This is a genomic window from endosymbiont of Lamellibrachia barhami (assembly GCF_011947365.2).
Taxonomy (GTDB): domain Bacteria; phylum Pseudomonadota; class Gammaproteobacteria; order Chromatiales; family Chromatiaceae; genus QGON01.
Genome location: NZ_JAAVSH020000001.1, coordinates 921,795 through 947,425 on the forward strand (window position 1 = coordinate 921,795; position 25,631 = coordinate 947,425).

At 51.4% G+C, this 25,631-nt stretch carries 22 protein-coding genes and 4 pseudogenes; 14 read left to right on the forward strand and 12 right to left on the reverse strand.

Translation table 11 applies throughout. From position 1 onward, the window contains the following. The first annotated feature begins 198 nt into the window (after window positions 1-198). The 10 genes from G9Q73_RS04110 to G9Q73_RS04155 all read left to right on the forward strand — a co-directional run bounded on the left by G9Q73_RS04110 (window position 199) and on the right by G9Q73_RS04155 (window position 11,695). Window positions 199-447, forward strand: coding sequence for a hypothetical protein (locus tag G9Q73_RS04110; protein ID WP_177418676.1), 249 nt, complete (start codon window positions 199-201; stop codon window positions 445-447). 198 nt (window positions 448-645) lie between these two features. Then, entirely contained in the window at window positions 646-1,539 is an 894-nt protein-coding gene (prmB, locus tag G9Q73_RS04115; protein ID WP_177418677.1) for a 50S ribosomal protein L3 N(5)-glutamine methyltransferase, read from the forward strand. A 23-nt stretch (window positions 1,540-1,562) separates the two neighbouring features. Continuing rightward, window positions 1,563-1,886 carry a general secretion pathway protein GspF gene (locus G9Q73_RS04120; protein ID WP_177418678.1) on the forward strand — a complete coding sequence of 108 codons (324 nt, stop codon included), beginning with the start codon at window positions 1,563-1,565 and terminating at the stop codon, window positions 1,884-1,886. 30 nt (window positions 1,887-1,916) lie between these two features. Next, on the forward strand, window positions 1,917-3,302 hold the full coding sequence (gene hemN / locus G9Q73_RS04125) for an oxygen-independent coproporphyrinogen III oxidase (RefSeq protein WP_177418679.1): 1,386 nt from the start codon (window positions 1,917-1,919) through the stop codon (window positions 3,300-3,302). Between the two features lie 291 nt (window positions 3,303-3,593). Then, on the forward strand, window positions 3,594-5,009 hold the full coding sequence (locus tag G9Q73_RS04130) for a sugar transferase (RefSeq protein ID WP_177418680.1): 1,416 nt from the start codon (window positions 3,594-3,596) through the stop codon (window positions 5,007-5,009). A gap of 106 nt (window positions 5,010-5,115) precedes the next feature. Continuing rightward, entirely contained in the window at window positions 5,116-5,871 is a 756-nt protein-coding gene (locus tag G9Q73_RS04135; RefSeq protein WP_246344994.1) for a WecB/TagA/CpsF family glycosyltransferase, read from the forward strand. 17 nt (window positions 5,872-5,888) lie between these two features. After that, a complete protein-coding gene (locus G9Q73_RS04140; protein WP_177418681.1) occupies window positions 5,889-7,349 on the forward strand; it encodes an O-antigen ligase family protein in 1,461 nt (486 codons plus the stop codon). Further along, on the forward strand, window positions 7,337-8,329 hold the full coding sequence (locus G9Q73_RS04145) for a sulfotransferase (protein ID WP_177418682.1): 993 nt from the start codon (window positions 7,337-7,339) through the stop codon (window positions 8,327-8,329). Before G9Q73_RS04140 ends, G9Q73_RS04145 begins: the two co-directional genes overlap by 13 nt. 51 nt (window positions 8,330-8,380) lie before the next feature. Further along, complete coding sequence (locus G9Q73_RS04150) at window positions 8,381-9,523, forward strand: glycosyltransferase (RefSeq protein WP_177418683.1); 1,143 nt, start codon at window positions 8,381-8,383, stop codon at window positions 9,521-9,523. Window positions 9,524-9,946: 423 nt separating this feature from the next. Then, a complete protein-coding gene (locus G9Q73_RS04155) occupies window positions 9,947-11,695 on the forward strand; it encodes a right-handed parallel beta-helix repeat-containing protein (RefSeq protein WP_177418684.1) in 1,749 nt (582 codons plus the stop codon). Window positions 11,696-11,792: 97 nt separating this feature from the next. Here G9Q73_RS04155 and tnpA read toward each other — a convergent pair. Further along, window positions 11,793-12,131: pseudogene (gene tnpA, locus G9Q73_RS04160) on the reverse strand (IS200/IS605 family transposase); the annotation flags it as partial. A 346-nt stretch (window positions 12,132-12,477) separates the two neighbouring features. Here tnpA and G9Q73_RS04165 point away from each other — a divergent pair. Continuing rightward, a pseudogene (locus G9Q73_RS04165) lies at window positions 12,478-12,684 on the forward strand (IS5-like element ISSoc13 family transposase); the annotation flags it as partial. 33 nt (window positions 12,685-12,717) lie between these two features. On the opposite strand, the gene G9Q73_RS04170 reads toward G9Q73_RS04165, so the two are convergent. Next, window positions 12,718-13,557 (reverse strand): arylamine N-acetyltransferase family protein, encoded by an 840-nt coding sequence (locus G9Q73_RS04170; RefSeq protein ID WP_177418686.1) that lies wholly within the window; start codon window positions 13,555-13,557, stop codon window positions 12,718-12,720. Between the two features lie 388 nt (window positions 13,558-13,945). Continuing rightward, a complete protein-coding gene (locus G9Q73_RS04175; RefSeq protein ID WP_177418687.1) occupies window positions 13,946-14,233 on the reverse strand; it encodes a hypothetical protein in 288 nt (95 codons plus the stop codon). A gap of 92 nt (window positions 14,234-14,325) precedes the next feature. On the opposite strand from G9Q73_RS04175, the pseudogene G9Q73_RS04180 reads away from it, so the two are divergent. Next, a pseudogene (locus tag G9Q73_RS04180) lies at window positions 14,326-14,537 on the forward strand (transposase domain-containing protein); the annotation flags it as partial. 101 nt (window positions 14,538-14,638) lie between these two features. Here G9Q73_RS04180 and G9Q73_RS04185 read toward each other — a convergent pair. Then, window positions 14,639-15,601, reverse strand: coding sequence for a chemotaxis protein (locus G9Q73_RS04185; RefSeq protein ID WP_177418688.1), 963 nt, complete (start codon window positions 15,599-15,601; stop codon window positions 14,639-14,641). A gap of 224 nt (window positions 15,602-15,825) precedes the next feature. Here G9Q73_RS04185 and G9Q73_RS04190 point away from each other — a divergent pair, with 224 nt between their 5' ends. After that, window positions 15,826-16,359 (forward strand): NUDIX hydrolase, encoded by a 534-nt coding sequence (locus G9Q73_RS04190; protein ID WP_177418689.1) that lies wholly within the window; start codon window positions 15,826-15,828, stop codon window positions 16,357-16,359. After that, window positions 16,352-16,948, forward strand: a complete 597-nt coding sequence (locus G9Q73_RS04195) for a pyridoxamine 5'-phosphate oxidase family protein (RefSeq protein ID WP_177421244.1) — start codon at window positions 16,352-16,354, stop codon at window positions 16,946-16,948. The genes G9Q73_RS04190 and G9Q73_RS04195 overlap by 8 nt, the downstream gene beginning before the upstream one ends. Window positions 16,949-17,025: 77 nt before the next feature. Here G9Q73_RS04195 and G9Q73_RS04200 read toward each other — a convergent pair whose 3' ends face one another. The 8 genes and pseudogenes from G9Q73_RS04200 to G9Q73_RS20655 all read right to left on the reverse strand — a co-directional run. Further along, entirely contained in the window at window positions 17,026-18,399 is a 1,374-nt protein-coding gene (locus tag G9Q73_RS04200; RefSeq protein ID WP_177418690.1) for an alkaline phosphatase family protein, read from the reverse strand. Beyond that, window positions 18,396-19,625, reverse strand: coding sequence for a metabolite traffic protein EboE (gene eboE / locus G9Q73_RS04205; RefSeq protein WP_177418691.1), 1,230 nt, complete (start codon window positions 19,623-19,625; stop codon window positions 18,396-18,398). The genes G9Q73_RS04200 and eboE overlap by 4 nt, the downstream gene beginning before the upstream one ends. A 147-nt stretch (window positions 19,626-19,772) precedes the next feature. Continuing rightward, on the reverse strand, window positions 19,773-20,654 hold the full coding sequence (locus G9Q73_RS04210) for a TatD family hydrolase (RefSeq protein ID WP_177418692.1): 882 nt from the start codon (window positions 20,652-20,654) through the stop codon (window positions 19,773-19,775). Continuing rightward, complete coding sequence (locus G9Q73_RS04215; RefSeq protein WP_177418693.1) at window positions 20,651-21,553, reverse strand: EboA domain-containing protein; 903 nt, start codon at window positions 21,551-21,553, stop codon at window positions 20,651-20,653. The genes G9Q73_RS04210 and G9Q73_RS04215 overlap by 4 nt, the downstream gene beginning before the upstream one ends. A 156-nt stretch (window positions 21,554-21,709) precedes the next feature. After that, the gene (locus tag G9Q73_RS04220) at window positions 21,710-22,594 is read right to left on the reverse strand and encodes a UbiA family prenyltransferase (protein ID WP_177418694.1); all 885 of its coding nucleotides are present in this window, start codon (window positions 22,592-22,594) and stop codon (window positions 21,710-21,712) included. Continuing rightward, window positions 22,591-23,433: a sugar phosphate isomerase/epimerase family protein gene (locus tag G9Q73_RS04225; protein ID WP_177418695.1), complete on the reverse strand. Its 843-nt coding sequence runs from the start codon at window positions 23,431-23,433 to the stop codon at window positions 22,591-22,593. Before G9Q73_RS04225 ends, G9Q73_RS04220 begins: the two co-directional genes overlap by 4 nt. 109 nt (window positions 23,434-23,542) lie before the next feature. Continuing rightward, entirely contained in the window at window positions 23,543-24,100 is a 558-nt protein-coding gene (locus G9Q73_RS04230) for a cytochrome b/b6 domain-containing protein (protein ID WP_177418696.1), read from the reverse strand. Window positions 24,101-24,923: 823 nt separating this feature from the next. Then, window positions 24,924-25,286, reverse strand: a pseudogene (locus tag G9Q73_RS20655) (vWA domain-containing protein); the annotation flags it as partial. Window positions 25,287-25,631 lie beyond the last annotated feature (345 nt).

The window sequence follows — 25,631 nt, forward strand, 5'->3', positions numbered from 1 at the left end:
TTGTTGTACTTCGTTCAGTTGTGCTATGTTGGATCTGGCACTGAATGGTGTAGGCAGCCAGTGACCTGGCTGAAATTTCTGAAAATCAGGGTATTCACTATCCTATCTGGGCAGTTGTTTGCCTCTCTGCGTGCCAAAGGAACTCGTGCGAGGTGTTCGTGGTCCAGGTAGGCGGCTACTATCTTGGCCGCAATGCCATTGACATCTCCGTACAGAAGCATCATCTGCGCTGTTGATGAGTGGGTTGAATTTACCCTTCTTGGTCATGGGAACTGCAGTGGAAGTGAGCTGCTGACCCACTCCCTATGGGATGACCTGAGTATCGAAATCTTTGATTTTCTGACCAAAATTTCGATCGGTGATCTGATTCGGCGTGGGGAGCGCAAGAAAGCCGACAAAGCTGCGCACTTGAGTGTGGTCAGCGATGAGGATTCCCGCGCGGCTTGATTCGCCTCTGGTAAGTGATGGCTCTGACAGGTTGTCAGGGATGGTTGCTAACGGGCTGTTGAAACCTCCGGTTTCGGCAGCCCGTTTTTGTTTGTGGAAAATAATTCAAAATTCAGATTGCCCCGAAATCTAAATCTTGGTGAGAAAACCGGGTTAATGGGCTATGATTCACGCTTTTTTCCAGGCACTGCCACTCGAATGCAATCTTTGCAGACCATAGCCGACTTCATCCGTTGGGGCGCAAGTCGTTTCAACGAAGCGGATCTGTTTTTCGGGCATGGTACAGACAATGCGATTGATGAAGCTGCAGTGCTTGTGTTGCATGCGCTTCATCTGCCACCCGATTTTCCTGGTAGCTGGTTTCAGAGTCGTCTCACCCAGGCGGAGCAGACGGATGTCACTCTGCTGTTGCAGCGTCGCATAGATGAACGCCTCCCCGCCGCCTATCTGACCGGTGAAGCCTGGTTTGCCGGGCTGCGGTTCAACGTCAACGAGCATGTGCTGGTACCTCGCTCTCCGATTGCCGAACTGGTGGAGCGTGAATTTGAACCCTGGATCGAGGCGGATCGCATCTCCCGGGTGCTCGATCTCTGCTGTGGTAGCGGTTGCATCGGCGTTGCCGCAGCGGTCTATCTACCGGATGCGGCGGTGGATCTGGCGGATATCTCCGACCAGGCACTACAGGTGGCGGCGAGCAATGTAGCGGAACATGACTTGGGGAATCGGGTCGAAGTTGTACAGTCCGACCTTTTTTCTGCCCTTGAAGGCCGTCAGTACGACGTGATTGTATGCAATCCGCCTTATGTGAGCGAGTCGGAGATGAATCGGTTGCCGGAGGAGTACCATCGGGAACCCAGGCTCGGACTGACGGCTGACGAGGAGGGGCTGGCGTTGGTCGCCCGGATTCTGCGAGAGGCTCCCAGTCATCTGACGTCCTGGGGTATCATAGTGATTGAAGTGGGAAGCAGCGCGGAGACGCTGATGGCGCGCTATCCTGAGATTCCGTTTACCTGGCTCGAGTTCGAGCGTGGGGGGGACGGTGTTTTTCTGTTTACAGCCGAAGAATTGGTCAGATATCGCGAGACGTTTTGACGGCTTGCGAGGGAGTAGAGTCGATGAGTTTGCAGCGCGCCCGGAGTGCTGAAGAGTACGTGGAGTGGATCAAGCAAGCCGTGTTTGAGGTGCAGGATCTCCGCAGCTGTATGGAGTACGAGCTGGAGGAGATGGAACGCTTCCCTGCCTTCCTGGCGCACTTGGAGGAGGGGATCAAGACGATCCAGCAGAGCATGGTTGATGGCGAATACCATTTTGGCCGGGAAGATCTGCCTTTCATGGAGTTGGTAAACCGGCACGCTGACGATATCCCCTTCGCCGTGCTGTTGCGGCAGATAAACGAAACCCACCGTAAGGGGATCGATGTGGACGCATCCAACGGCTGAAAAAGCCTCGGTCAAAAAAGAGAAACTACTATGGATCAATCAATTGTCTTCGATCTTGACCTGATCGCAAAATACGATCAGAGCGGGCCGCGTTATACCTCCTATCCCACCGCAGTACAGTTTCATGAGGGTTTTGGAGAAGCCGACTACCGGCGGACTGCCCGGGAGAGCAATGCTTCCGGTGATCCGCTATCGCTCTATTTCCACATCCCGTTTTGCGACACGGTATGTTTCTATTGCGCCTGCAATAAGGTGGCGACCAAGGATCGAAGTCTTGCAGACAAGTACCTGCAGCGGGTCTACAAAGAACTTGAGATGCAGGGGGCGCTCTTTGACCGCTCCCGCAAGGTGGAACAGCTGCATTGGGGTGGCGGAACCCCCACCTTTATCAGTCATGATGAGATGCGTGAGCTGATGCGGCAGACGCGCAAACACTTCACGCTGCTCGATGACGACAGTGGCGAGTACTCCATCGAAATAGATCCTCGGGAGGCCTTGGGCGATACCATCAAGGTATTGCGTGAGCTGGGTTTTAACCGTATGAGCCTGGGAGTGCAGGATTTTGAGGAGAGTGTGCAAAAGGCGGTCAACCGTATCCAGTCGAAAGAGGATACGCTGAGTGTCCTGCAGTCGGCCAGAGATGAGGGTTTTCGGTCGATCAGCATTGATTTGATCTATGGCCTGCCGTTTCAGAGCCTCGGCAGTTTTGCAGGGACTTTGGATCAGATTCTGGAAGTCGATCCCGATCGGCTCTCCGTCTTCAACTATGCGCACCTGCCGACACGCTTCAAACCACAGCGGCGTATCAATGAGGCGGAGCTTCCAAGTCCACAAGAGAAACTCGACATCCTCCAGATGACCATCGAAAAGCTCACTGGGGCAGGTTATGTCTATGTTGGCATGGATCATTTCGCCAAGCCTGACGATGAGTTGGTCATTGCCCAGCGGGACGGTACGCTCTATCGAAACTTCCAGGGCTACTCCACCCATGCGGATTGTGATCTGGTGGCGCTCGGCGCAACCTCCATCGGTATGGTCGGGCCGACCTATGCACAGAATAAGCACACATTGGATGAATATTATGATCGCATCGATCAAGGGAAACTCGCGGTTTATCGCGGGGTGGAGCTGAATCGGGACGATCAGATCCGCCGGGATGTCATTACCCGGTTGATTTGCCATTTCACCCTCAATTTCGCTGCTGTCAACGCCCAATGGGAGATCGATTTTCAGCGTTATTTCGCCGCAGAACTTGAAAACCTGAGTGGGATGGCCGAAGACGGGCTGGTGAGCCTCTCGGAGAGAGGCATCGATGTCCTGCCAAGAGGGAGGTTGTTGATAAGGAATATCTGTATGCAGTTTGATGCCTATCTGAATTCCAAAGAGTCAAAAGGCAGTTTTTCTAAAGTAATTTGATTTCAGGTCGCTGAAGGAATGCGGGCTTTTGTATTTGGCATGTGCTGTAACACTATTTTACCAATAGTCACTCCGAGTGACTGAAGGGGAGATCGTCTTCTCAATATTGCTGCTGGTTAAGGAATACAATTCGTCACTATTGTTTGCCCCGATGAAGTTGATGTTCTACGAGTGTACATGGGATTATTAACGGTTTGATCATTTGCGCCACTCTCTCTGGGTGAGGTTGTCGATTCATTATCGATCAGATGATCTGCTGGCATGGAACTAAGGTGCTGAAAAGAGGCTTTAATGTTTGACGAAAAATCAAGGGAAATAAGTAGGTTATTATACCTGCTTGATATTCTGCTTACGCTATTGGTGTTTCTGCTGGCATACCGGCTGCGTCAGATATTCATTCCCGGCGTCAGTGCCGATCTGGTATCCCATTTTGCCTTGGTGCCACTTATTTGGGTGCCCCTGGGATATTTCCTCTCTCGTTTTGGCGCCTACAGTGGACTGCGGGTTGTCGCCATTCCATCCTACGCCTGGATGGTGGCAAAGGCTTTGGGAATCAGTCTTGCGCTACTTATCGGATTGCTTTTTTTACTCAAGGTGCAGTTTGTCAGCCGTCCTCTGATGGTGACATTTGCCGTGCTCGACATATTTGTTCTTGTCGGTGTTCGTGCGGGCCTCAAATGGTGGTATTTCAGGCGTTCGATTCAGAAAGGCGAAAATTTTCTGAAAATTCTGGTTATCGGCGTGGGTGAGAGAGCCCAGCGCCTGACAGAAATGTTAAATCGCCATAGCGAGTGGGGCATTGATATCGTGGGCTACCTCGATACAGACCCGGAGAACGTCGGTGAAGAGGTGATGGGTGCAAAAGTGCTCGCCACGGTAGATAAAATACAGGAGATCCTGACCAGTCAGGTAATCGACGAGGTGATTTTGGCAGTGCCCCGCAGCCGCTTGAGTCACATGGAGGAGATCGTCAGCGCCTGCGAAGAGCAGGGCGTTCGTTTTCGGTTTATGGCGGATGTTTTCGATATGGAAGTTGCCCGCACACAACTGGTGGATCTCGATGGTATCCCTCTGCTGACATTTGATCCTGTTGCTCAGAATGAAGGCATGCTGTTGGTCAAGCGCCTGATGGATCTGATCATCGTGCTGGCAGCCATGCCTGTCATTCTTCCTGTAATGGGATTAATCGCGCTTGCCATCAAACTTGATGACGGCGGCCCGGTTTTTTTCGTCCAACATCGGGTGGGTTTGCGCAAGCGCCTGTTCCCCATGCTCAAATTCCGTTCGATGGTGGTGGATGCTGAGGCCAAGATGAAAGAGATCGAACATCTGAACGAGGCGGAGGGACCGATCTTCAAGATAGAGAGGGATCCCAGGGTAACGCGTGTCGGCGACTTTATCCGCAAGACGAGTCTCGACGAATTCCCGCAATTGCTGAATATAATACGCGGCCATATGAGTCTGGTAGGCCCCCGCCCAATGTCACAGCGCGATGTTGAATTGTTCGACAGTGGTATCCACCGCAAGCGGTTCAGCGTGAAACCCGGATTAACCTGTATATGGCAAATATCTGGCAGGAGCAACCTGCCATTTGAAAAATGGCTGGAACTGGATCTGAAATATATCGATGAATGGTCGCTCTGGCTTGACCTGAAAATCCTCTTATTAACCCTACCGGTTGTTCTCAAGGGAAGTGGTGCTGTCTAGGGCCTCCCAATATTAAAAAGAGCGCCGCGCTGCTGTCTGAAGTCGGGCCAGACGCTGCTTCCACTCATAAATGTCCGCCTTGTTTGTTCAATTATCACGAAATGGCATGAAGATGACCTCACCCGCAAAGATAAACCTGTTTGGTATTCCTGTAGAAGCTATGGGCATGGAGGAGGCGCTCGATACTGTCCATCATGCGATTTCCCAACATGAGCAGCTGCAGATTGGCGTGGTGAATGCCGCCAAGGTCGTAAACATGCACCGTGACCCCGCACTGCGTAAGGATGTGTTGTCATCCGACATCATTTTTGCTGACGGGGCGGCAGTGGTGTTGGCAAGCAAAATATTGGGTCAGTCACTCCCTGAGCGTGTCACAGGTATTGACCTGATGTTTGGCATGTTCGAAAGAGGTAAGGAACATGGTTATCGTGTCTACTGTCTCGGGGCGACCGAAGAGGTCTCCAAAAAGGTCGAGGAAAATATCGCACATGACTATCCGGGTTTGATACTGGCCGGCAGACACCACGGTTACTATTCAGAGGATGAACAGCAGTCAATTGCCGACGATATCAAGAATTCAAAGGCCGATATTCTTCTGGTGGCGATGACCTCACCCAAGAAAGAGCAGTTTCTGGCCAAGTGGATGGACTACATGGGTGTCTCTGTCTGTCACGGGGTCGGCGGTTCGTTCGATGTCTATTCTGGCAAGGTCGAACGTGCTCCAGAACGCTGGCAGAAATTGGGTCTGGAGTGGCTGTATCGGGTCAAACAGGAGCCAGGACGTCTATGGAAACGGTATCTCTTTACCAATCTAGCCTTTATTGGGTTGTTGGTAAAAGAAAAACTGGGACTTCTCAAGTAGGGGACTGAGTCAGCCAGATGATCAGAATCACCCTTCTCTACATGATCGTACTCTTTTTTTGCGGATACGCTTTCAAAGATTGGTACAAGTCACTTTGCGTCCTTATTGCATTGATGGCAGTTGTCGAGCATCCCGATATGCCCAAAACAATATTGGGCATACAGGGACTTAATCTGTGGAACTTGCTGTTGATCTTTGTCGTGATGGGCTTTCTCGGGAAAAAGGGCGAGGAGAAGCTGAAATGGGATATGTCAAAATTCCTTACCCTGCTTCTTTGGACCTATATGGGGTTTGTTCTGGTTGGATTTTATCGACTCATCACTGATTTAAGCGTCGTCAACAACTACCAGCTTTTTGTTGGGCGGGAAGCCTTGAGCACCATGGATGTGATCTCCGAGCGTTTTATCAATACGTTCAAGTTTATGGCTCCTGCGGTATTGGTTTTTTATGGCTGTAACAGTGAGGAGCGCATGCGATTGACCATGGGTGCGATTCTTATTGTCTACTTCCTGATTGCAATACAGGTGATCAAGGCGATGCCGGTTATGGCCATTGCTAGTGGCAGTGGAGACAAGCTGACACGATTGAGCCTGAAGATTATGAATAAAGAGGTGGGCTTTCATCGTGTGGATGTCTCCATGATGTTGGCAGGAGGGTCTTGGGCGATATTCTCTGCACGAATGCTTATGCCAAGCAAAACAAAAGCCCTGTTTATCTGGTTTGCCAGTTTTATTGCCTTTTTTGGTCAGGCCTTGACAGGTGGGCGGACGGGGTACGGAACCTGGGGGGTGATCGGTTTGGTCATGGGTATCTTCAAATGGAGAAAGCTACTGGTTCTGGGTCCGATATTTCTTATTGTGGTAGTTATGCTCATACCTGCAACAAGAGACAGGATGATGCAGGGGTTTACCGAGGATTCCGTCGATACCAATGAGCAAGCGGAGAAAGAGGGTTTAACAGGTTCGGAAGATGGACAACCGGATTGGTATACGATCACCGCAGGTCGGAGTGTTGCCTGGCCGTTTGTCATCGATATGATCGAAGAGAGCCCTTGGTGGGGACACGGCAGGGAGGCGATGCAAAGCACCGGCATCAGTGAGTTTTTATGGGACTATCTACACGAGGGTTTTCCCCATCCGCATAATGCCTATCTGCAGTGGACGCTCGACAATGGTTATATTGGGCTTGCGGTTGTCCTGTTTTTCTATCTCTACGCAATCAAGGCTTCATTGAGTATTTTTCGGGATAAACGGAGTGACTATTTCACCGCAGTTGGAGGCATTGCCTTTTCCCTTATAGCTGCCCACCTTATCGCTTCAGTGGGGAGCCAGACATTTTATCCGCGGGAAAGCAGTGTGATGATGCTGAGCGCGATGTTCTTGATGTTACGTCTGTTTACCCAGCGTAAGAAGATGAATAAACAATTTCCCGATACCCGTACAAAACAAGAAGTGGACGAAAGACTTTGGTTGAATTAGCAAACGGAAAAATCAAGCTGGTATATCTGTTGGCGGCGAGCCATTCCGGCTCAACACTTACAGCGATGCTGCTCAACTCTCATCCTGACACTCATACCACAGGTGAGTTGAAAGTCACTGCGCTTGGGGATATTGATCGGTATCGCTGTTCCTGTCAGGCACTGATCAAAGAGTGTCCGTTCTGGAACAAAGTGAATAAGCGAATGGATGATAAAGGCTATCAGTTTGAGATAGCCCGAGCGGGAACCGATTTCAGAGGCATTGGTAGCGGTTATGTCAAGAGGCTGCTTCGCCCGCTCTACAGGGGTGGGGTACTGGAGTTTGTTCGTGATACTGCATTGATGCTGGATTCTACATGGCGTAAAGACTATCCGAAAATACTTAAGAAAAATGAAGACCTGATCCACTCCGTAGCCGAGGTTTCGGGCAAAAAGGTTATTGTTGACTCTTCAAAAATCGGTTTGAGATTGAAATTCATCAAGCGGATCAAGTCGATCGATCTAAAGGTCGTACGAGTCAATCGTGATGGAAGAGCTGTTGCTCTGACCTACATGGACCCCGCCGGTTTTGCCGATGCGACAAATCCTGAGTTACGCGGTGGTGGTATGGGGGGAGACCGGCGTGAAGATATGGTTAGCATGCAGGAAGCGGCAAGGCGCTGGCTGCGAAGTAATGAAGAGGCCGATGCAATCGCCTCGAGTTTGGGTCCTGATCAGCTTGTGCAGATAAAATATGAGGATCTCTGCGCCGACCCGAACAAAACACTTGGCGAAGTATTTACCTTTATCGGTGTCGATCCTGACAAAAGAGTGAAAGATTTTCGCAGCGTCGAACATCATGTCATCGGAAATGGTATGCGCCTGGATGACAGGAGTGAAATCAGTTTGGACGAGCGTTGGAAAGAGAGATTGACTGAAGAGGATCTGCGTATATTCTCTGGGATTGCGGGTGAGAAAAACCGTGCGCTTGGTTATTTGTGAGAGCTGCCGGCAGACAGTGGAAATTCAATAAATTGCGTTGGTGACTGAAGAATGAAAAAAATCAAAGTAATGATCGTTATCAGTAACCTGGAGTATGGTGGCGCCCAGCGGCAGGTTGTTGAGCTTGCAAATAATATCGACAGGGAAAGATTCAATCTCTCAATCTGTGTGTTATCGCCCTATACCCCGATGCGGCAGGAATTGATTGATGAAAAAAATGGTTTTTTCGTCGTTGAGAAGAAGGCTAAATTTGATCTGACCGTGGTCACCAGATTGGCTAAAATTCTAAAGCAGCAGGCTATTGATATTGTCCATGGTTATCTCTTCGATGCTGAAATCGCCGTGCGCCTGGCAGGTAAGCTCGCAGGAACCCGTATTATTCTGGGGTCCGAACGGAACTGCTATCATCGTTACGGTGGACACCAGTTGCTGGCCTATAAAATCACCCGCAACTGGGTGGATTGGATCGTTGCCAACTCAAGAGCAGGGGCAGCCTTCAACCGTTCTCTACTTGGCTACGATGATGAGAGATATCGGGTAGTCCATAACGGCGTGAATATGGATAAATTCAAACCGGTTGAGAATAAGGTGGAAGCTAAACAAAAAAATGGGATTGGAGACGAGCCTGTTATCGGTATGTTTGCCAGCTTCAAAAAACAAAAACGCCACGATACTTTTTTTCTGGCGGCAAATGAGGTTCTGAAAAAGATACCCAACATCAAACTCCTTCTTGTGGGTGACGTTTTGTTTCAAGCGAAGGAGGGGTCAGATGAGTATAAAAATTCCATAATGGAGTTGGTCGATCGCCTTGGATTAAGGGATAACTGCCTTTTTTTGGGTAATCAGGACAATGTGGAGGAGTTCTATAATCTGTGTGATCTGACAGTATTGCCGTCGGAATACGAAGGCACTCCAAATGTGATTCTGGAATCCATGTCCTGCGGTGTGCCGGTGATTGCATCTGATGTCGCTGATAACAGTCTTGTTATAGAGGATGGCAAGAGCGGGCATCTATTCACTTTGAATGAGTATGAGGAGCTTGCCGAAAAGTGGATTGAACTGCTGGAAAATGAATCCAGAAGAGATCAGATGGCCAAGGATGCCAGGGCGCGTATCTTAGAAGAGTTTTCGACGCAGAAACTTGCCGAGAAAACAGAAGCGATGTATCAGGAATTTTACTCTCTGAAAAATTAGGGAGCAGTTGGTTCAGATGTTCGCCGCGAGAATTCGTGAGTACAAGTCATAAATTTACTTTGCTCAAGTCGATTAAGGCATCAAGTGCGCTTTTTCGCACAAGCTTCTCTTCAGGAACGGGCGTAACTGCCGTATGTTAAACTAGTGGTTGTCTGGAAGCACTATTTTGACCGCGAAGCATACTAAGAAAATCATTGTTAATCAATTGCTTACTTTGTGCTCTTCGTGTTCTTTGTGGTTAGATGTGACTTTCCGGACAGACACAAACCAAGGTTGAGTTTGGTGGGGTAAGGAGTCTGTGTTTTGGGCATGGAATCACATAATATGGTGGTTTTTCCGACTAAACTATCTCAAAGAAGTGGACTTTCGCGTAAATGTTCATTGTGAATGTCTTTAAGTAATTTAACAAATTGAGTATTACCCATGAAGAAATCAATGTGGAACTTAATCAAGACAGCGTCGGTGCTATGTCTTCTTGGTCTGCCGGTGTCCTATGCGTTCGCTAATAACTACACATACGATAGTGATAACACCTACACTAACGGTAGTGACTACATTATGCCGATCGGCATTCCCGCTCCTTCCTTCGGTTTGGTTGAGACCCATGAGATGTATCAGGGTCAGTACTATGCCGTGGGCGGTTTTAATTATCGCGACGCTGGTAATGGGCCATATACTCATTATATAGATAATACTGATCCAAATTGTACAGATACTGATAATGAATATGGAACAGCAGCGACGCCACGATGCAGCTTTATTCCATACAACTCACTGCCACTTACTGAAGGTTCAGTGGTTGAAATTCATGGCGGACCCTACATGACAAGTGGTACTCACTATCTTATTGGTGAGGGAACCGCAGAGAAACCTGTTTTTGTTCGTGGCGCCAGCTTCGCAAATAAAGTTCCTCTGGTCGATGATGCTGACGCCCTTCGCATTCAGGGATCGTATTTCATTCTGGAAAATCTCGATATCAACGAGACCCAGGTATTTATCTACCGTGCACCAAATCACCATATCTCAATTAGGGGAAATAACATTCATGATTATACCCTTAGTGCCATATATCATTCAGCTTTGATAAGCACGGGTGGCTGGAATGGTTTTTCCAACGATAATATAGTCTTTTATAATAATGAGATTCATCATGCCTATAAATATGATGATCCTGCAGTTGGAGTTAATCACACAAAGGATAACCATGGTCTGGCTCTGGGTTCAGATGTTAACCATGTTTGGATAATAAATAATCATATGCATCATAACGGAGGCGATTCCGTTCAAACTCGTGGCCTAAATTTAGAATATATCTATATAGGCGGCAATGAGATGAATAATGATGTTGAAAATGCGATTGATATTAAAGGAAGTAAACATGTAATCGTATCGCAAAACAAAATGCATGGATATGTGCCTGGCTTTGACTCAGATGGTACTGTTGTCGTTGGTGGACATGAGGGATCGAAGCTTTCCTGGTTCCTTTTCAATGAGATGTATGATGCCCTGGTAGGATTGCGTGTTAATGATGGTGATTCTACAATCGCCTACGTAATAGGCAACAAAATGCATCATCTTGAACAGATGGGATTTCAGACCAGATATACCAGTGATATTTACTTCATGGGTAATTCAATCTCTGAGACGCCTGTAGGGTTTGAGGACAACGGCAGTGGACTCAACACTGGAATTTATAAAATCCATAACAATATTTTCTATACAAATGACGACTCTGACTCTCAGGTAATTATTTCCAGCGGAAAGGTGGATGGAGGGGGCACTAACTCATTTAGCCATAATTTACTCTATTCTCCTGGCGGGAATGTAAGTATCGATTGGGGTGGTCCTGTTTATCGAAGCAGTGCCTTACTCCATTCTGCAACAGGAATGGGTGAAGGGAACATTGATGCAGATCCGCTTTTTACCTCACTTACCATGGGTGACCCCAATATCATGGCTATTGATGGGACCACATTTCCAGGTGCCAGCAAAGGGACGCTGTCACCGGAGGTTGCTGCGGCTTACCAGACGTTTGAAGACCTCTACGGTATTGATATACGTAAGGATTTCTCTGGTATCTCTGTCCCGCAGGGAACGGGTATTGAGATGGGTGCCTATGAGATAAGTTCTCCGCCACCTCCTACAAACCTCACAGCAGAAATTTTGCCTTAAGCAATAAATCAAGAGGCCAAGAAGCCAAGAAGCCACCCACATGGGTGGTTTCTTGCATTAACCCTTCGCCATTTATGCGCGGCTTTAGGCAGTCGCCTTCCTGATACCGGATATACTGCCTAACCTTAGCTTCACCCAATCCGATTGTGCTCACACAATACCCCGTCGACCAAAAATGAAAACCTCTTGCATTCCCCCGTTCTTTGACAAAATCCCTGTGAATTCTCACCGCTGACTTCCCCTTCAGCCGCCCTATAGTGTGTGCTACGCAGAGTTTCGGTGGAATACTCAAACATAGGTGGACATGATCTGGCATCGCGTGCCCTTCCACCAATTCCATACCAAATTGACCACGTAGGTCTTTCAGCACCCCTCCTATCTTCTTTCTCAATGCCCCGTATATTGCCTTCTTACGATACTTCGGTACGATTACTATGTTGTATCTGCAATACTATCTTATGTGAGTTTGGCTTTGCCATTCTCTCATTTGGATTCTCCTCTTTACCTTGGCGGGTTCAGAAGAGAATCTACCTCATTCCTTATGCCCCGCCTTTTGGGATCGCACTGGCAATGTCGGTGGCTTACATCATGGAGTTAACGGGACAGCGGTGAATGGGATAGTTTATTTTCCGCGACCCTAGTGTAGGTCGTCTTAAATAATGAAACATATGATTTACCCTGTTTTACAGGGTTTCAGCCATTAAACAGCCGGAATCACTGTGTTTATAAGTTACATACTGTTAGGCGAGGTACACTAGGTTCTGTTGACATGGCTTGAGAATGGTGGCATCGATGCAGTGATTCCTTCTCGTTCTAATGCGATCAATCCCAGAGAGTGTGATTGGTTTGTTTATAAAGAGCGCCACTTAATTGAATGCTTTTTTGGCAAAATCAAACATTATCGACGAGTCTTCTCTCGATTTGAAAAGACGGTACGAAATTTTCTTAGCTTTTTGTATTTCGTCTCGGCCATGATTTTGTTCCAATGACAATGACAATGACAATGTCAATGTCAATGGAACCTAGAAACCAGTGTCATCACGGATCGCTTCTGTGCTCCTACCAAAAAACCGCAATAAAAGATAGGCGATGGCGATTGTCAGCGAAATGAAAACCATCGCAACAGCGGCTATCAAGTTAGGCTTTTCCGCCAAAGATGAAATAAATTGTGGTGGACGAGTAAAATTAAATATTCTCACATCAAATCCAAGTTTTGCCAAGATCTTCCCGTAGGGCATGGCTTCGTACGAATATAACCAATAATGATCAAAAAATGGTTTTGCATGGTCAGGTATGACCTTCGCCCGTCGATCAAATTCCATCCGTTCAGCATAGCTACTATTGTAGTGAAGGACGTTAAACGAGTCGATTGAGATATACTCTTTTCTGAGTAACTGGTTTGCTGCGTCAGACGTGTTGATGCTGTCAACAAAGAATTCACCATCATCTAACTTTACTGATACAAGCGTATGTGAAGCCTCTAGATGTTTGTTATATACGGTTACGCGAGTGGCATCAAAACCCATGTCGCGAAGGAGATTGACTATGACTCTTGTCCCTTCTCCACATAGGCCTTCTTTATGCCTCAGAAGGTAGCTAGTGTCATTTCGAAGAAATGGCCTTTCGTCCATTCTCAGGGTTTTAAATGTCTTCTCATCAATATTGAAATCCTTTCTTACCTGGTCTGATACCTTTATAGCTGTCTCCATTGTCAGCGGAAGACTCATCAGCTTATTTTCTTCCAAATATGCAGACACATCCTTATCTTCATGTACCTGCAGATAAAAATAATAACCCCCCGGCAGAATCGACAATGTAAGGATTATTATAAGAAGCTTTGATGAAGAAATGGAGGGCAGCATAACAATTGCTCCTTGAGTAAACCTTGTTGTTTTAATATTAACCCGGTAGTTGCATAAATACTGGTGCTAATACCCGTTTCATCGCAAAAGACAGGGTGAAATGAATATTTGCATAATTTCTGGAATTCACCGCTAGTGTACCTCGCCAAACAGTATGTAACTTATAAACACAGCAATTCTGGCTGTTACATTGTTGAATCCCTGTAAAACAGGACAAATAATATGTTTCATTATTTAAGACGACCTACACTAGTGAGATCCAGAAACCAGGAAAAATCCTGCATTTAAGCGAGAAAAATGAGAAAGTGGATTGTTTTCGAGGTAAAATAAGCTCGTTAAAACAAAGCCTTACCCAACAACAATCTCGCTTATTATGAAGTCTAGCAGATCAGAGATTCACCGCAAAATTCATGCCCTTCCCATCCTTCGTTTTGAGGACCAGCGACTTACCTCTTTTTCCGGCTTGGTAGTCTTTCAAAAGCTGTTCGAACATCTTGCCCAGAAAGACCGGTTGCGCCGATGCTTCAAACACTTGGATGTCAGTCCGATCTTTGGCCATGCCAACATCGTCCTGCTGTTGGTGGTTCATCTTCTGCTGGGGTACCGGGAACTCCGCCACCTTTGCTATTACGAGGTAAGCGCCCCAGATTCGACTCCTATTATTCCCCGCGCGCATGACAAACACTGTCTCCTGTCACTAACCACAGGAGCACATCATGACTCAATCGACCTCACCCGATGCCCGTCCCGCTACTGGCAGCGGCTGTCGGCTGCCGTAACTGGTTGTTCGCCGATACCTCACGCGGTGCGAAAGCCAGCGCCACCATCTATAGCCTGATTGAGACAGCCAAGGTGAATGAACTTGAGCCGTATGACTATCTGCATCCTGTACTCAAGCACATTGCTGCGCCGACACCGTTGAGAAGATCGAAGCGCTGTTGCCGTGGAACATGCAGAGGGAACAAGCGCAAGAAGGCTGAATCTTTGGCTAAGCTCAAATACCCCCTCATGGCATCTACAAAAAAGCACATATTCAGCGGCGGGCTGGCGGCTGGCGCCCTTAGAAATGAACCGTCTGAGATTATCGTGCCTGGTTGCGGTTTGCGATGATTTCGTGCAGTTTGGAGGAGAGCTCGGTCGGCTCGAATTTTGGTACATAGGCGTCTGCACCTACGCCTCTCCCCAACTCCTGATTGGCTTCGGCGGAGAGAGATGAGTGCATGATGACCGGGATATCCGCCAGTCTAGAATCCTCTTTGATTTTTTTGGTCAACACATATCCGTCCATCTCAGGCATCTCCACGTCCGTGAGGATAATCTGTATGAAGTCACTGGCCTTGCGGTCAGTCACAGCAGCCCGATCGGCGATCTCCTTTACCTTTGTCCAAGCTTCGGCGCCGTTGGAGGTGCTGATATATTTTATGCCCATGTGGTTGAGAGTGCGGACGATTTGATCTCTCGCCACGGCGGAGTCATCGGCAAACAGCAAGGTGATCTCTCTATCCCCGATGTGTTCGATACCATCGAATAGGTCTTCGCCCTCACCAAACCCGGAGGTCTTGGCGAGTACCATCTCCACGTCCATGATCATCACCAGCCGGCCATCCTTAAGTTCGGTGACGGCAGTAACCAGGCCTCCATGCTGTTGTACCATCATCGGTGGCGGTACCTTGACATCCTCCCAGGCCAGCCGTTCTATAGTGTCGACCGCATGTACGAGGAAGCCCTGCACGTTCTTGTTGTACTCGGTAATGATCAGGATGCTGGGTTTCTGCTCGGTCTGAATGCCGCAAAATTGGGGGAGGTTGATCACCGGTATCATATTCCCTCGCAGACTGACCATGCCCTCCACAGCGCGGGGCATCTCTGGTGCGCGGGTTATTTCGGGTACCAGCATGACCTCGCGGACCTTGAAGACATTGATGCCGAAGGTCTCTTCCCTGCCGGTATTCGCATCACGTCCGAGGCTGAAAAGAAGCACCTCCAGTCGGTTGGTACCCGCCAGACGGGTGCGATCATCGACTGATTTAATGAAATTTGCCATTACTCGTCATCCAGTTGTGGAAGCGGATTGATAAGGGACATCCTCGTTATGCAAAGAGGGATTATTCCTTCCGGATCACCAACGTTAGCGGTCAATAGACGCAAAGCTTTAGGAAATTGTTTCCAGAACGTCGGGGCTGGGTGAGATTTGGCTTGCGCCTATGGATTAGATATGTGTTGATAGAGGGTGCTTGTCCCTTCACTGTAAGGAAATGTGTTGTAACAATGCAGGAATCGTTGATACTTGTTGATGAATTCGGCAATCGGACCGGCACTGCCGGGCGGGGGGACTGCCATCTTGGGCAGGGGGTCAGGCACCGTGCCTTCGTCACCTTCCTGAGCGATCCGGCCGGACGACTGCTGATCCAGAAGCGCCAGGGAAATAAACTCGGCGGTGGGCGTTGGGATGTTTCTGCCACCAGCCATGTCCGTTCCAATGAAACCTTTGCCGCAGCGATTCGGCGCTGTCTCTCCCATGAACTCGGTATTGCGGATGGGCTTGTACCTCGCTATCTGCTCTCCTACACCTATCTTGAGCAACTGGATGGCCGTGCTGAAAATGAGTACTGCTCTCTGTTTGTATTACCTTACGATGGACCGGTGGTGGCTAATCCGGAAGAGTTGGAGAGCTACCGATGGGTGTCGGTTTCGGAACTGCTCGATTGGTATCGTTCGAATAGCGTGGGATTCACTCTGTGGTTTGGAGAGGCGTTTGAGCGGATGGTCAGATATCCGTTACAGGAGTTGAGCGATGGATAATCCAATCGACATGTTGATAGACTCTTTTCAGCAGGCAAAAGCTGCGGGCGACACGAATGGGCCATTCTTCGCCATGACTACCCTGGATGAGTCCGGTTTTCCGATGTCCCGGACGGTTACTGTTCGGGAGATATCGTCTGCGGGTATCGTTATCTACATCAATCGCGTGAGTCCCAAGATCGAACAGTTGAAACTCAATCCTGCCTATGAACTGCTCTTCTTCTGGCCGAGTCAACTGCGGCAGTTTCGGGTGCGCGGCAGTTATGAGATTTTTGAAAATGAGGATCAGCGCCGTAGCTGGGAGCAGAAGCCCTATACCGGCAAACTTTACGATCTTTTTCAGGTAGAAGGTCTGTCGCAAAGCAGTGAACTGCCGTCACGGGAAGCCTACCTTGAGACGGCGGCGGAAATTCGCGCCAGGTTTCCCGAAGAGAGCAGTCTGGAGATGCCGCATGATCTCGTCTGTCTGGGCTTCCAGCCTGACTACGTTGAATCCTGGTACGGCGATATGAAGGATCGTCTGCACGACCGTCGTCTCTTTCGTCTGCAAAGTGACGGGGATTGGTCGGAGCAGGTGTTGGTGCCTTGATCAGTTAAAGGTAGGTCGGTTCAAGCGTAACGGAACCGGCAACCCGGCTCTGCCCGATCCGCTTCGCTTGATCGGGCCTACGAAGCAAGTGCGTGCAGAATCAGTCGTTTGATATCGGTCATGGCGTATTTGTCTGCCGCCAGACTTCTGTCCGAACCGATCAGTAGTGGACCCTGTTTTGGGTCGTCCGCCAGACGGCCATGAGTTCCCTGAACCTGATCCGCATGAGTGGGTATGACATCCAGCAGGGTGCGGAAGCCCAGTTTTTTCTGCAGCAACCGGCGTGTTATGCGCAGTTTGGGAAAACGCAGTTTCGGATCAAGAAATAGTTCAGCCGGGTCGTAACCCGGCTTGCGATGAATGTCTACCGTGGGTGCGAAATCAGGCGCCTTGTTTTCGTCCAGCCAGTAGTAGTAGGTGAACCAGTGGCCGGGCTCCGCGATTGCGACCAGTTCGCCGGCACGCTCGTGGTCGATGCCGAATGCCTTTTTTCCAGCCGCGTCCAATACCCGCTCGATGCCCGGCGTCTTCTCCAGCAGTTTTTTAACTGTTTGCAGATCGGAAGGCTGCTGCAGATAGACATGGGCCACCTGATGGTCGGCTACCGCAAAGGCGTGTGAGGCGCCAGGATCAAGCAGTTCCCAACCCAGCGTTTCCTGAATGCGCAGAAAGCCTGCCTCGCGCAAGATCCGGTTGATATCGATACTGCCTGTGACCTGTTCGATACCGTACTCGGAGACCACCATGACCTCAGCTCCCTGGGCGCGAACATGTTCGATCAGCTCACCCGCGACCTGGTCGATCTGGCGCAGATCCTCGCGGATGGCGGGATCGTCAGGCCCCAGTCGTTGCAGGTTGTAGTCGAGATGCGGCAGGTAGACCAGTGAAAGCCCAGGTCTGTGGGCATCGAAAACTTCTCTGGCACTCTGGGCGATCCAGGCTGATGAGCGGATGTCGGAGGCGGGTCCCCAGAAGTTGAACATGGGAAAGGGCCCGAGTTTTTCCTGTAGCGATTGTTTCAGTGCAGGCGGTTCGGTGTAGATGCCGGGGATCTTGCGTCCGTCAGCCGGATAGATGGGTCGTGGCGTTGCCGACCAGTCCACATCGGCGTACATGTTGTACCACCAGAAGAGCTTGGCGCAGGTGAATTTTGCGTCGGCCGAGCGGGCGGCATCCCACACCTTCTCTCCCTGAACCAAGTGGTTGGACTGGCGCCAGAGCCAGATCTCCGCCAAGTCGCGGAAATACCACCCATTGGCGACGATACCGTGGTCACTGGGGGGCAGGCCGGTGAGCATCGAGGCCTGAGCGGTGCAGGTGACGGCGGGGAAGACCCCTTCCAATGTGGCCATGAAACCGTCCTTCACCAATGCATTGAGGTGTGGGGTTTCTTCTCCCAATAGCGCTGGAGTGAGGCCAACGATATCGATGACCACCAGTGGCCTGCTCATTGTGACGTCTCCTGTAACAGGCTGCGGCTTTGCATCGCCTGTTCCAGCCATTCAAGCTCAGCGATCAGCCCATCGACCAACGCTGATTCATCCTTGGGCCGGATGGCCTCCGGCAGGACCTGCCAGGTGTAGGTCTCCACCTCCAGGTGGGGATGAAAGTCTGGGTGGTCCACAAGAAAATCGAGTGTCCGAAGGATCTGATCCTGGGTGGTGCCGAGTGAGCCGGAGGCGAGTTCCCGGGTCTGGATCGGGATGTGAAAATGGGAGCGCCAGGGTGTTGTGCGGGGAAATTTCTTCACTGCCTGATCCAGATCCATGGCGCGTTGAACTTGGTTGCTCTCATCCAGGTGGCAACTCTGATGCAGATAGCGCGCCTCGATAAATTCAGCGAGTTCATTCCTGGCCGATTGGCTGGCCGGGTTGCAGAGTTCCAGGGCGCTGGATATCTGTATCTTGCCGACCGGAATACCTGCCTGATGAATCCGCGACAGGCTCTCGTAGACGTCTTCGAACATCACCGCCTGGTGGCAGACATCGAAGCAGATGCCGAGATGTTGGAATAGCAGATTCGGATCCATCTGCTGCTCCAGTGCACGGGGCAGTGCACTGGTGAAGAAGGGGATCAACTGATCCGTGTTTTCCAGTACGCAGCCCGGTTCCATTTCCAGGCAGAGCCTGATGTTGCAGCCGCTCTCCTGATGGATTTCGTGAAGAGCGCCGATACAACGGCAAAGGCTATTCAGCGCACTCTCCTGACGGGCCTCGCTCCAATCGGGGGCGAAACCGAGTGGGACGCTGGAGATGGTGCCCTCCTGCTGTTCCGGCGGCATCACTCCGGCAAGGATGACCGCAAGATCCAGGGTGTATAGAAGCCTCGCCTCTTCAGTCCAGTCAGGTTGATAGACCTTTTCCTTAACCCGTTTGGAGTGGAAGTCACCATAGGGAAAACCGTTGAGGGTGAAGAGGTCGATGCCGTTGGCATCCAGGGTCTGGGAAAATGCGCGGTAGGTCTTGTCGGAAGCCAGTACTCTTGTGGCGGCGGTGTGGCTCAGCCAGAGGCCGCTGCCCATATTGGGTAACCGACGTGCCTGCCTCACAGCGGCGAGCGGGCCATCGATGACCGCCAGCAGTTGCTCCAATGTCTCGCTGGGGTGAACATTGGTGCAGTAGGTCAGGTCAGATCGATGCCATGCGGTCTTTGCGTATCCTGGTGTGTCTTGCGTCATACTGTTCCTACTATGCCGAACTAAAGCAGGCCCGATCAAGCGTAGCGGAACCGGCACTTCGGCAGTGCCCGATCCGCTACGCTTGATCGGGCCTACATCCTGAATAGATACGCGTATTAGCGATTACCGCTTTTGGATGGATGCCTGTTAATCTTCCACAATGGGTTGTTGGCCACGCAGCACCGAGTTCTCTTCCCAGAATTTGGTCTGGTCGACCTTCTTCGGGATCATCTCCTCCAGAGAGATGCGGCCGCTTTGGGCGAAGAAGTTGATGGGATTTTCAAACAGCACTTTCTCGACTTCTGCCTCGCTGAACCCGGCTGCTATCATTGCTGCACCGGTCTTGGGCACTTTTAGCGGATCGCTGCGCCCCCAGTCTGCGGCACTGTTGACCACCATCTTTTCGGTACCGTACTGCTTCAGCAGTGCCGCCATGCGCTCTTCCGACATCTTGGTGAAAGGGTAGACGGAGTGACCGCGCCAGCAACCTGTCTCCAGTACCATCGGCAGCGTCTGCTCGTTGAGGTGATCGATGATGACCATCTCTTCATCGATTCCCACCTCTTTCACCAGCGCGATGGTGCGTTCTGTGCCTTGTACCTTGTCGCGATGGGGCGTATGGATGAGTACCGGCAGTTCGAACTCCTTTGCCAGTTCCATCTGTTCGGCAAAGAAGCGCTCCTCTGCCGGTGTCTGATCGTCAAAACCGATCTCGCCGATGCCGACTACGGTATCCTTCTGACAGAAGCGGGGCAGTACCTTCATTACCTCTTCGGCCATGGGTACGTTGTTGGCTTCTTTGGGGTTCAGGCCCATGGTGCAGAAGTGGCGCATGCCGAACTGACTGGCGCGGAAGGGTTCCCAGCCGATCAGGGTGTCGAAATAGTCGATGAAAGTGCCAACATTGGTTCTGGGCTGTCCCTGCCAGAAGGCGGGTTCGACCACGCCAAGGATGCCGGCAGCCACCATGTTTTCGTAGTCGTCGGTGGTGCGTGACATCATGTGGATGTGTGGATCGAAATATTTCATAAATGACTCCCTGAATTTGTTGGTTTGCCCGGCTGTTGTTGCAGGAGATCCTGCAGTAAGTCGAGAACGAGCGTGTTATCTTCCTGTTTCAGCCGATCCTGTAGATGCGACTTGAGCGACGGGTTTTCTGACAGACGCTGTCCCAGTGCAAGTGCCGTGTAGTAGCGGTGTCCTGTCTCTTCGTGGTTCAGATAGGCGAGGATCTGCTGTTCCCCTTCAGTGGTGGCATGAGGCCCGATGGCCAGCCATATATCGACCGGCACGGTACGGCTGGCATTCTCCCGTTCGACGACATAATTCTCACACATGCGGGTAAGATCCGGATTTGCCCGCTGCTCAAGCCCCACCACCCGCTCAATGGCAAGACCGAGAAAGAGGCACTTCAAAACCATTTGATTGAACGTCTGCTCACTGTAGAAGGAGGCGGGGTAGGGGTTGTCCAGCGAGAGGGCGGAGAGCAGTTCCAGGCTGTTGGTACGCCCCGCATCGAGGGCGATGGTGGTCAGATAGTCCGCTGGTGCGAAGAGGATCAGTCCCCGGATGAGGGCGATGCGTTCGGATTCGTCACCCATCCTGTAATAGGTTTGCACCAGCTCTTCGTTTTGATCCGGCAGACGCTTGACCACCGATAGCAGCAGAACGAGTCGGGCGGCGTCGGCTTCCCCCCAGCGGCGGATGTCGAGAGGAGAGAAGACGGCATCGATGGCTGGGGCATGTTCCAAACGCCTGTTTCCCAGCTTGCGCTTGGCCATCGCTGAGTAGAGTCCCAGATCGTCAAGAGGCTGATCGCTGGCGGTCAGTTTCTCCAACGTTTTGTCGAACCATGCCTTGCCACTGTCTGTCAGAACCGGCGCTATCGCCGCAGTCAGCTGGGCTTGAAAGTTATCAAGGTCTTCCATGGATTGTTCCAAATAGTTTCGCCCCGTCTGAATTATAGAGATTATATCGCTACGGTGAGCATCTAAAAGCCGTTTTTTCTGTGATCTTGTAGATGTATCGTCATGTCCTGACTTTTCTGTACAAGCCTGTTTGAAAAGATTGGAACCAAGGGTTTCTCATGTGACATACATGAACCTTGCCAGCAGTTGTCCCGGCAGCATCAGGCTCAGTACGGCCAGGGCGCCCCACCAGGGACCGAAGGCCAGTACCAACAATGCGTCCAACAGGATGATGCCGAACAGCAGCATTTTGATGGTGGCTGCGACTCTTGCAGGGGTAAAGTCACGGTAGGTGATAAGTAACTGCCGGGAGACGATGAACAGACCTGCAACTATCCCCAGTGCCAATAGTGGATGTTCCTGTATTGGCACCGGTGACAGCAGGGTGATGAGTAACCCGGCGGCGATGATTCCCACAGCGGTGAGTATGAGCACCCAGCGGTGCTTTGCCTGCTCCTCTTCGCGGCTGAGCAGGGTCAGAGCAGTGATGTAGATAAAAACCGGCAGCGCTATGATCAGCAGATCTCCGGTGATTGGGAGGAAGGAGAACCCGAGCAGCCAATTGAAATAGCGGCAGCCGCCCATGTTCAGGCTGCCGAGCAGGGTGCGTTTGAGCAGGCCGTCATAGAGCAGCACCAGCAGCCCGATGATGATGGCGATGAACATCGACTGAACATTCGCATAGGCGGCGAGACCGATACCAATCACCAGCAGTTCCAAGCCGAGGAGAAGCGCGCTCTGTCGTTCGATCCTGCCTGAGGGCAGGGGGCGTTGTGGCCGTTCCACCAGATCGACCTTGTAGTCGAACCAGTCGTTGAGCGCCATGCCGGCGGCATAGAGTGCGGCGGTGGAACCCAGCAGAAGCAGCAGTTGTGGCCAAGCAATCTCTCCTTGTGTGATGATGAGATGGGCCGCAAGGATGTTTGACAAGGCAGTGAAGATTGCCGGCGCCCGCACCAGTTGCAGATAGTCGATCAATGGGTGGCGCTGCGTTGTATTCATCGAGGCAGAATTCGTGAGAGATAGGCGAGGGATCTTTCACCCGCCTCGATGGGGTTGTGTGGATAGGTGTAGAGTTCGACCGTCAGAAAGTTATCATAGCCCTGCCTGTGCAGTGCATCGAAATAACGTTCGAAGGGGAGGTCGCCATCGCCGGGAATACGGTGGTAGTGCTTCATGCCGAGGATGTCCTCCACATGCACGTTCCAGATCCTGCCGCTGAGCAGTTCGATCGACGCCTCCGGTGACTCTCCATCCAGAAAGGAGTGACCGATGTCGAGGTTAACCCCGAGGTTGGCTGACCCCACCCGGTCGATGATACCGGCCACCTCTGTGGCGCGCTCAACGAGCAGTCCGGGTTCGTACTCTATGCCCACCCGGAGATCCAACGCTTCAGCGAGGTTGCAAACCTGTTTGAGACTGTCGACGAAAAGTGTCAGCCCAGCTGTGGGATCGCCGCCGGAGCCGGGTTGGCCGGAGGTGACACTGATGCACTTTGCCCCAAGCTGTTTCGCCAGTTGCAGTGCCTTGAGGGTGTATTCGATACGCCACTCCCGCCACTCATCCCTGCGGCTGCTGAGCGCCGGTTCGAAAACATTTTCAGGTGGCAGAGGGTTGAAATAGGTGTTGGCTGTATTGACGTTGAGATTGCTGATTGCAAGATGTTTCTCCTGCAACAGTCTGGAGATGGCGGAAACTTCATCGGCGTCTGCCTGATGAGGGCGCAAGTGGGGTGCGTCGCAGAGGATCTCGGCGCCGGAAAAACCGATATCGGCAATACTGGCCAATGCACTGAGGAGGTCGGTGCGGGTATAGGCGTTGGTGCTGTAGGCGAGTTTCATCAGATACTTTTATCAAGCAGTCGTTCTTTGCATCAATGATCGGGTAACACTGTAGGCTTGAACAGGCCTACGAATCCTCCGCGTTTATTTCCAGTTTTCCGGACAGGCACTAAACACGCTTGTTGCCGTTGATCATCGCTTTGATCAGGTTTTCACGGTATGCAATGGAGGCGTGGATGACGCCGAGAATATGCAGTGGTATCAGGATTAACAAGGTATTGGTGCTCCAAACGTGGATATCGAGAATATTCTGTTTATGGCGGTAGAGTTCCATCTCGGCAAGCGGGCCGGACCAGTTCTCCGCACCGTCCAGGGCGATGCCGCTGATTGTCACCACCGTAAGCCCAAGCAGCAGGAGCAGCACCATCATGCCTCCCGCCGGATTGTGCCCGAGGTGGCGTGATGCCTGTTGCCGCAGCAACGACTTCGTATAATCCAGTACCCTGCGTGGGCCAGTGACGAAATCGGTAAAACGGGCATGAGTCGGTCCGATAAGGCCCCAAAATATGCGAAAGCAGACCAGTCCGATAATGGTGTAACCTGCCTGCAGATGAAGCTCGTAATTCGCCTCCTGGGTGTACCAGGCAACCGCGAAACTTGCTGCCAGCAGCCAGTGGAAGATGCGTATCAAAGGATCCCATACCCGGATCATGTCAGGTTGTTTCATTATGGTCTCCACCATTTTTTTGTGGGAGTGCTGCAAAGATGCCGCCGCGCCGTTCGTGCAGCACGATTGAAAAGAACAGAAAGAGCGCCAGCAGCAACCAGATCTTGCGTGATGGTGATCTTCTGCTGCTTGACTCCAGGAATTCCATAAACGCCGTTTTTGACCCGTTTCGGATACTGCCCTGGACAACTCCAGTCTGTAGCCACGGGATAACGGGGGTCTCTATCGATTCACTGTTTCGGATCTGCTGGAGCAGCCGGTGGGTCCGCTCGTTGCCAACCCTGACCCATGCCTGATAGAGGCCGGAGAGGGGAGTCTTGATAATGGCTTCAAATCGTCCCGGTGCGGAGGGTGTCAGGTGGTGTTGCTGGCGGATTCCAGCAGGTGTTTCCAGAATCAATTCGGCAACCTTTGCATCGCTCCAGCGACCCTTGCTATCGATGGCGTCGATCTTTACCTGCAACTCGCCTGCCATGCTTCGATAGTCTATTTTCAGGTGAGGGTTGTGCCCCTGCCTGTCGAGCCAGGCCAGCAGGCTCTGGGTAAAAGGTGTGTTATCCACTGTTCGGAGCAAGCCTCCAGGGAGGGCGGCCACCCGTCCTGCTGCCGTCTGCCTGACGGCCAGCAGAGGATCGCCATTGGGGGTGGCAAGATAGGCGGTGGAGTTGGGGTTGGTACGGGTTACCTGATAGCCGTTGACGGGTAGCCAGGCCGTCTCCTTCGGGATGGAAAATGGCATCGGCGCCACGGATTGGGTTTTTACCGCCGTCGGCTGCCAACTCTGCCGTTGCCGCTCCAACTCGTGCCGCATGAAACGGGGCAGCTCTGCGGTTTCGGTAACCTGCAGAACCAGCCCGCCAGTGGCGGTGGCGAGTTGCCGCAGCACCGAAAGATCTGCGTCCCCACCGACTGCAAGGGCGATCAATATGATACCGGCGGCTTGCATTTTTCCAATCAGCGGTCCGATGGTCTCCCCTTCAACGAACCCGTCGGTGACCAGTATCAGAAAGCGTTTTTTCGGCGCTGCAGCCGCCAGTTGCCCGATGGCAGTCCTGAGTGCAGGGGCCAGCCGGGTCCCACCGGAGGGGCTTACCTTCCACCTTTGGTTCAGGGTCGTCAGCGGATCAGCGCGGGCCTGTAACGGCAATAACGATTGGACCTCCCGGTCGAACGCGATCAGCCCGATATGATCTCCGGCGCAGCGATCCGATTCACCCCGCCCGGAAACGCAGGTGACGGCTCTTCGAAGGGGCTGTGGTCCATGCTACCCGATTTGTCCACCAGAAAGAGGAATGCCGCAGCCGCCTCCGGACGGGCGGATCCGCTTCGACGGGCAGCAGTCGCTCCAGTGCGGAGTGACGATATCCTCCACTGCCGAAGGCGTTGGGACCGCCGATCACAATGAGTCCCACTCCTCGCTGTTCCACCGCCTGCAGAAATGGCTTCCGGCGCAACCCGTCATGGGAAGATCACTGATTCAAGACGAGAGGTAAATTTGAAGAGCATACGTAACTGAACAAAGTACAATGAA

Coding starts and splice junctions, on each gene's coding strand:
- prmB (WP_177418677.1), top strand. CDS start 646: ATGCAATCTTTGCAGACCATAGCCGACTTCATCCGTTGGGGCGCAAGT.
- G9Q73_RS04120 (WP_177418678.1), top strand. CDS start 1,563: ATGAGTTTGCAGCGCGCCCGGAGTGCTGAAGAGTACGTGGAGTGGATC.
- hemN (WP_177418679.1), top strand. CDS start 1,917: ATGGATCAATCAATTGTCTTCGATCTTGACCTGATCGCAAAATACGAT.
- G9Q73_RS04130 (WP_177418680.1), top strand. CDS start 3,594: ATGTTTGACGAAAAATCAAGGGAAATAAGTAGGTTATTATACCTGCTT.
- G9Q73_RS04135 (WP_246344994.1), top strand. CDS start 5,116: ATGAAGATGACCTCACCCGCAAAGATAAACCTGTTTGGTATTCCTGTA.
- G9Q73_RS04140 (WP_177418681.1), top strand. CDS start 5,889: ATGATCAGAATCACCCTTCTCTACATGATCGTACTCTTTTTTTGCGGA.
- G9Q73_RS04150 (WP_177418683.1), top strand. CDS start 8,381: ATGAAAAAAATCAAAGTAATGATCGTTATCAGTAACCTGGAGTATGGT.
- G9Q73_RS04155 (WP_177418684.1), top strand. CDS start 9,947: ATGAAGAAATCAATGTGGAACTTAATCAAGACAGCGTCGGTGCTATGT.
- G9Q73_RS04170 (WP_177418686.1), bottom strand. CDS start 13,557: ATGCTGCCCTCCATTTCTTCATCAAAGCTTCTTATAATAATCCTTACA.
- G9Q73_RS04175 (WP_177418687.1), bottom strand. CDS start 14,233: ATGCGCGCGGGGAATAATAGGAGTCGAATCTGGGGCGCTTACCTCGTA.
- G9Q73_RS04185 (WP_177418688.1), bottom strand. CDS start 15,601: ATGGCAAATTTCATTAAATCAGTCGATGATCGCACCCGTCTGGCGGGT.
- G9Q73_RS04190 (WP_177418689.1), top strand. CDS start 15,826: ATGCAGGAATCGTTGATACTTGTTGATGAATTCGGCAATCGGACCGGC.
- G9Q73_RS04195 (WP_177421244.1), top strand. CDS start 16,352: ATGGATAATCCAATCGACATGTTGATAGACTCTTTTCAGCAGGCAAAA.
- G9Q73_RS04200 (WP_177418690.1), bottom strand. CDS start 18,399: ATGAGCAGGCCACTGGTGGTCATCGATATCGTTGGCCTCACTCCAGCG.
- eboE (WP_177418691.1), bottom strand. CDS start 19,625: ATGACGCAAGACACACCAGGATACGCAAAGACCGCATGGCATCGATCT.
- G9Q73_RS04210 (WP_177418692.1), bottom strand. CDS start 20,654: ATGAAATATTTCGATCCACACATCCACATGATGTCACGCACCACCGAC.
- G9Q73_RS04215 (WP_177418693.1), bottom strand. CDS start 21,553: ATGGAAGACCTTGATAACTTTCAAGCCCAGCTGACTGCGGCGATAGCG.
- G9Q73_RS04220 (WP_177418694.1), bottom strand. CDS start 22,594: ATGAATACAACGCAGCGCCACCCATTGATCGACTATCTGCAACTGGTG.
- G9Q73_RS04225 (WP_177418695.1), bottom strand. CDS start 23,433: ATGAAACTCGCCTACAGCACCAACGCCTATACCCGCACCGACCTCCTC.
- G9Q73_RS04230 (WP_177418696.1), bottom strand. CDS start 24,100: ATGAAACAACCTGACATGATCCGGGTATGGGATCCTTTGATACGCATC.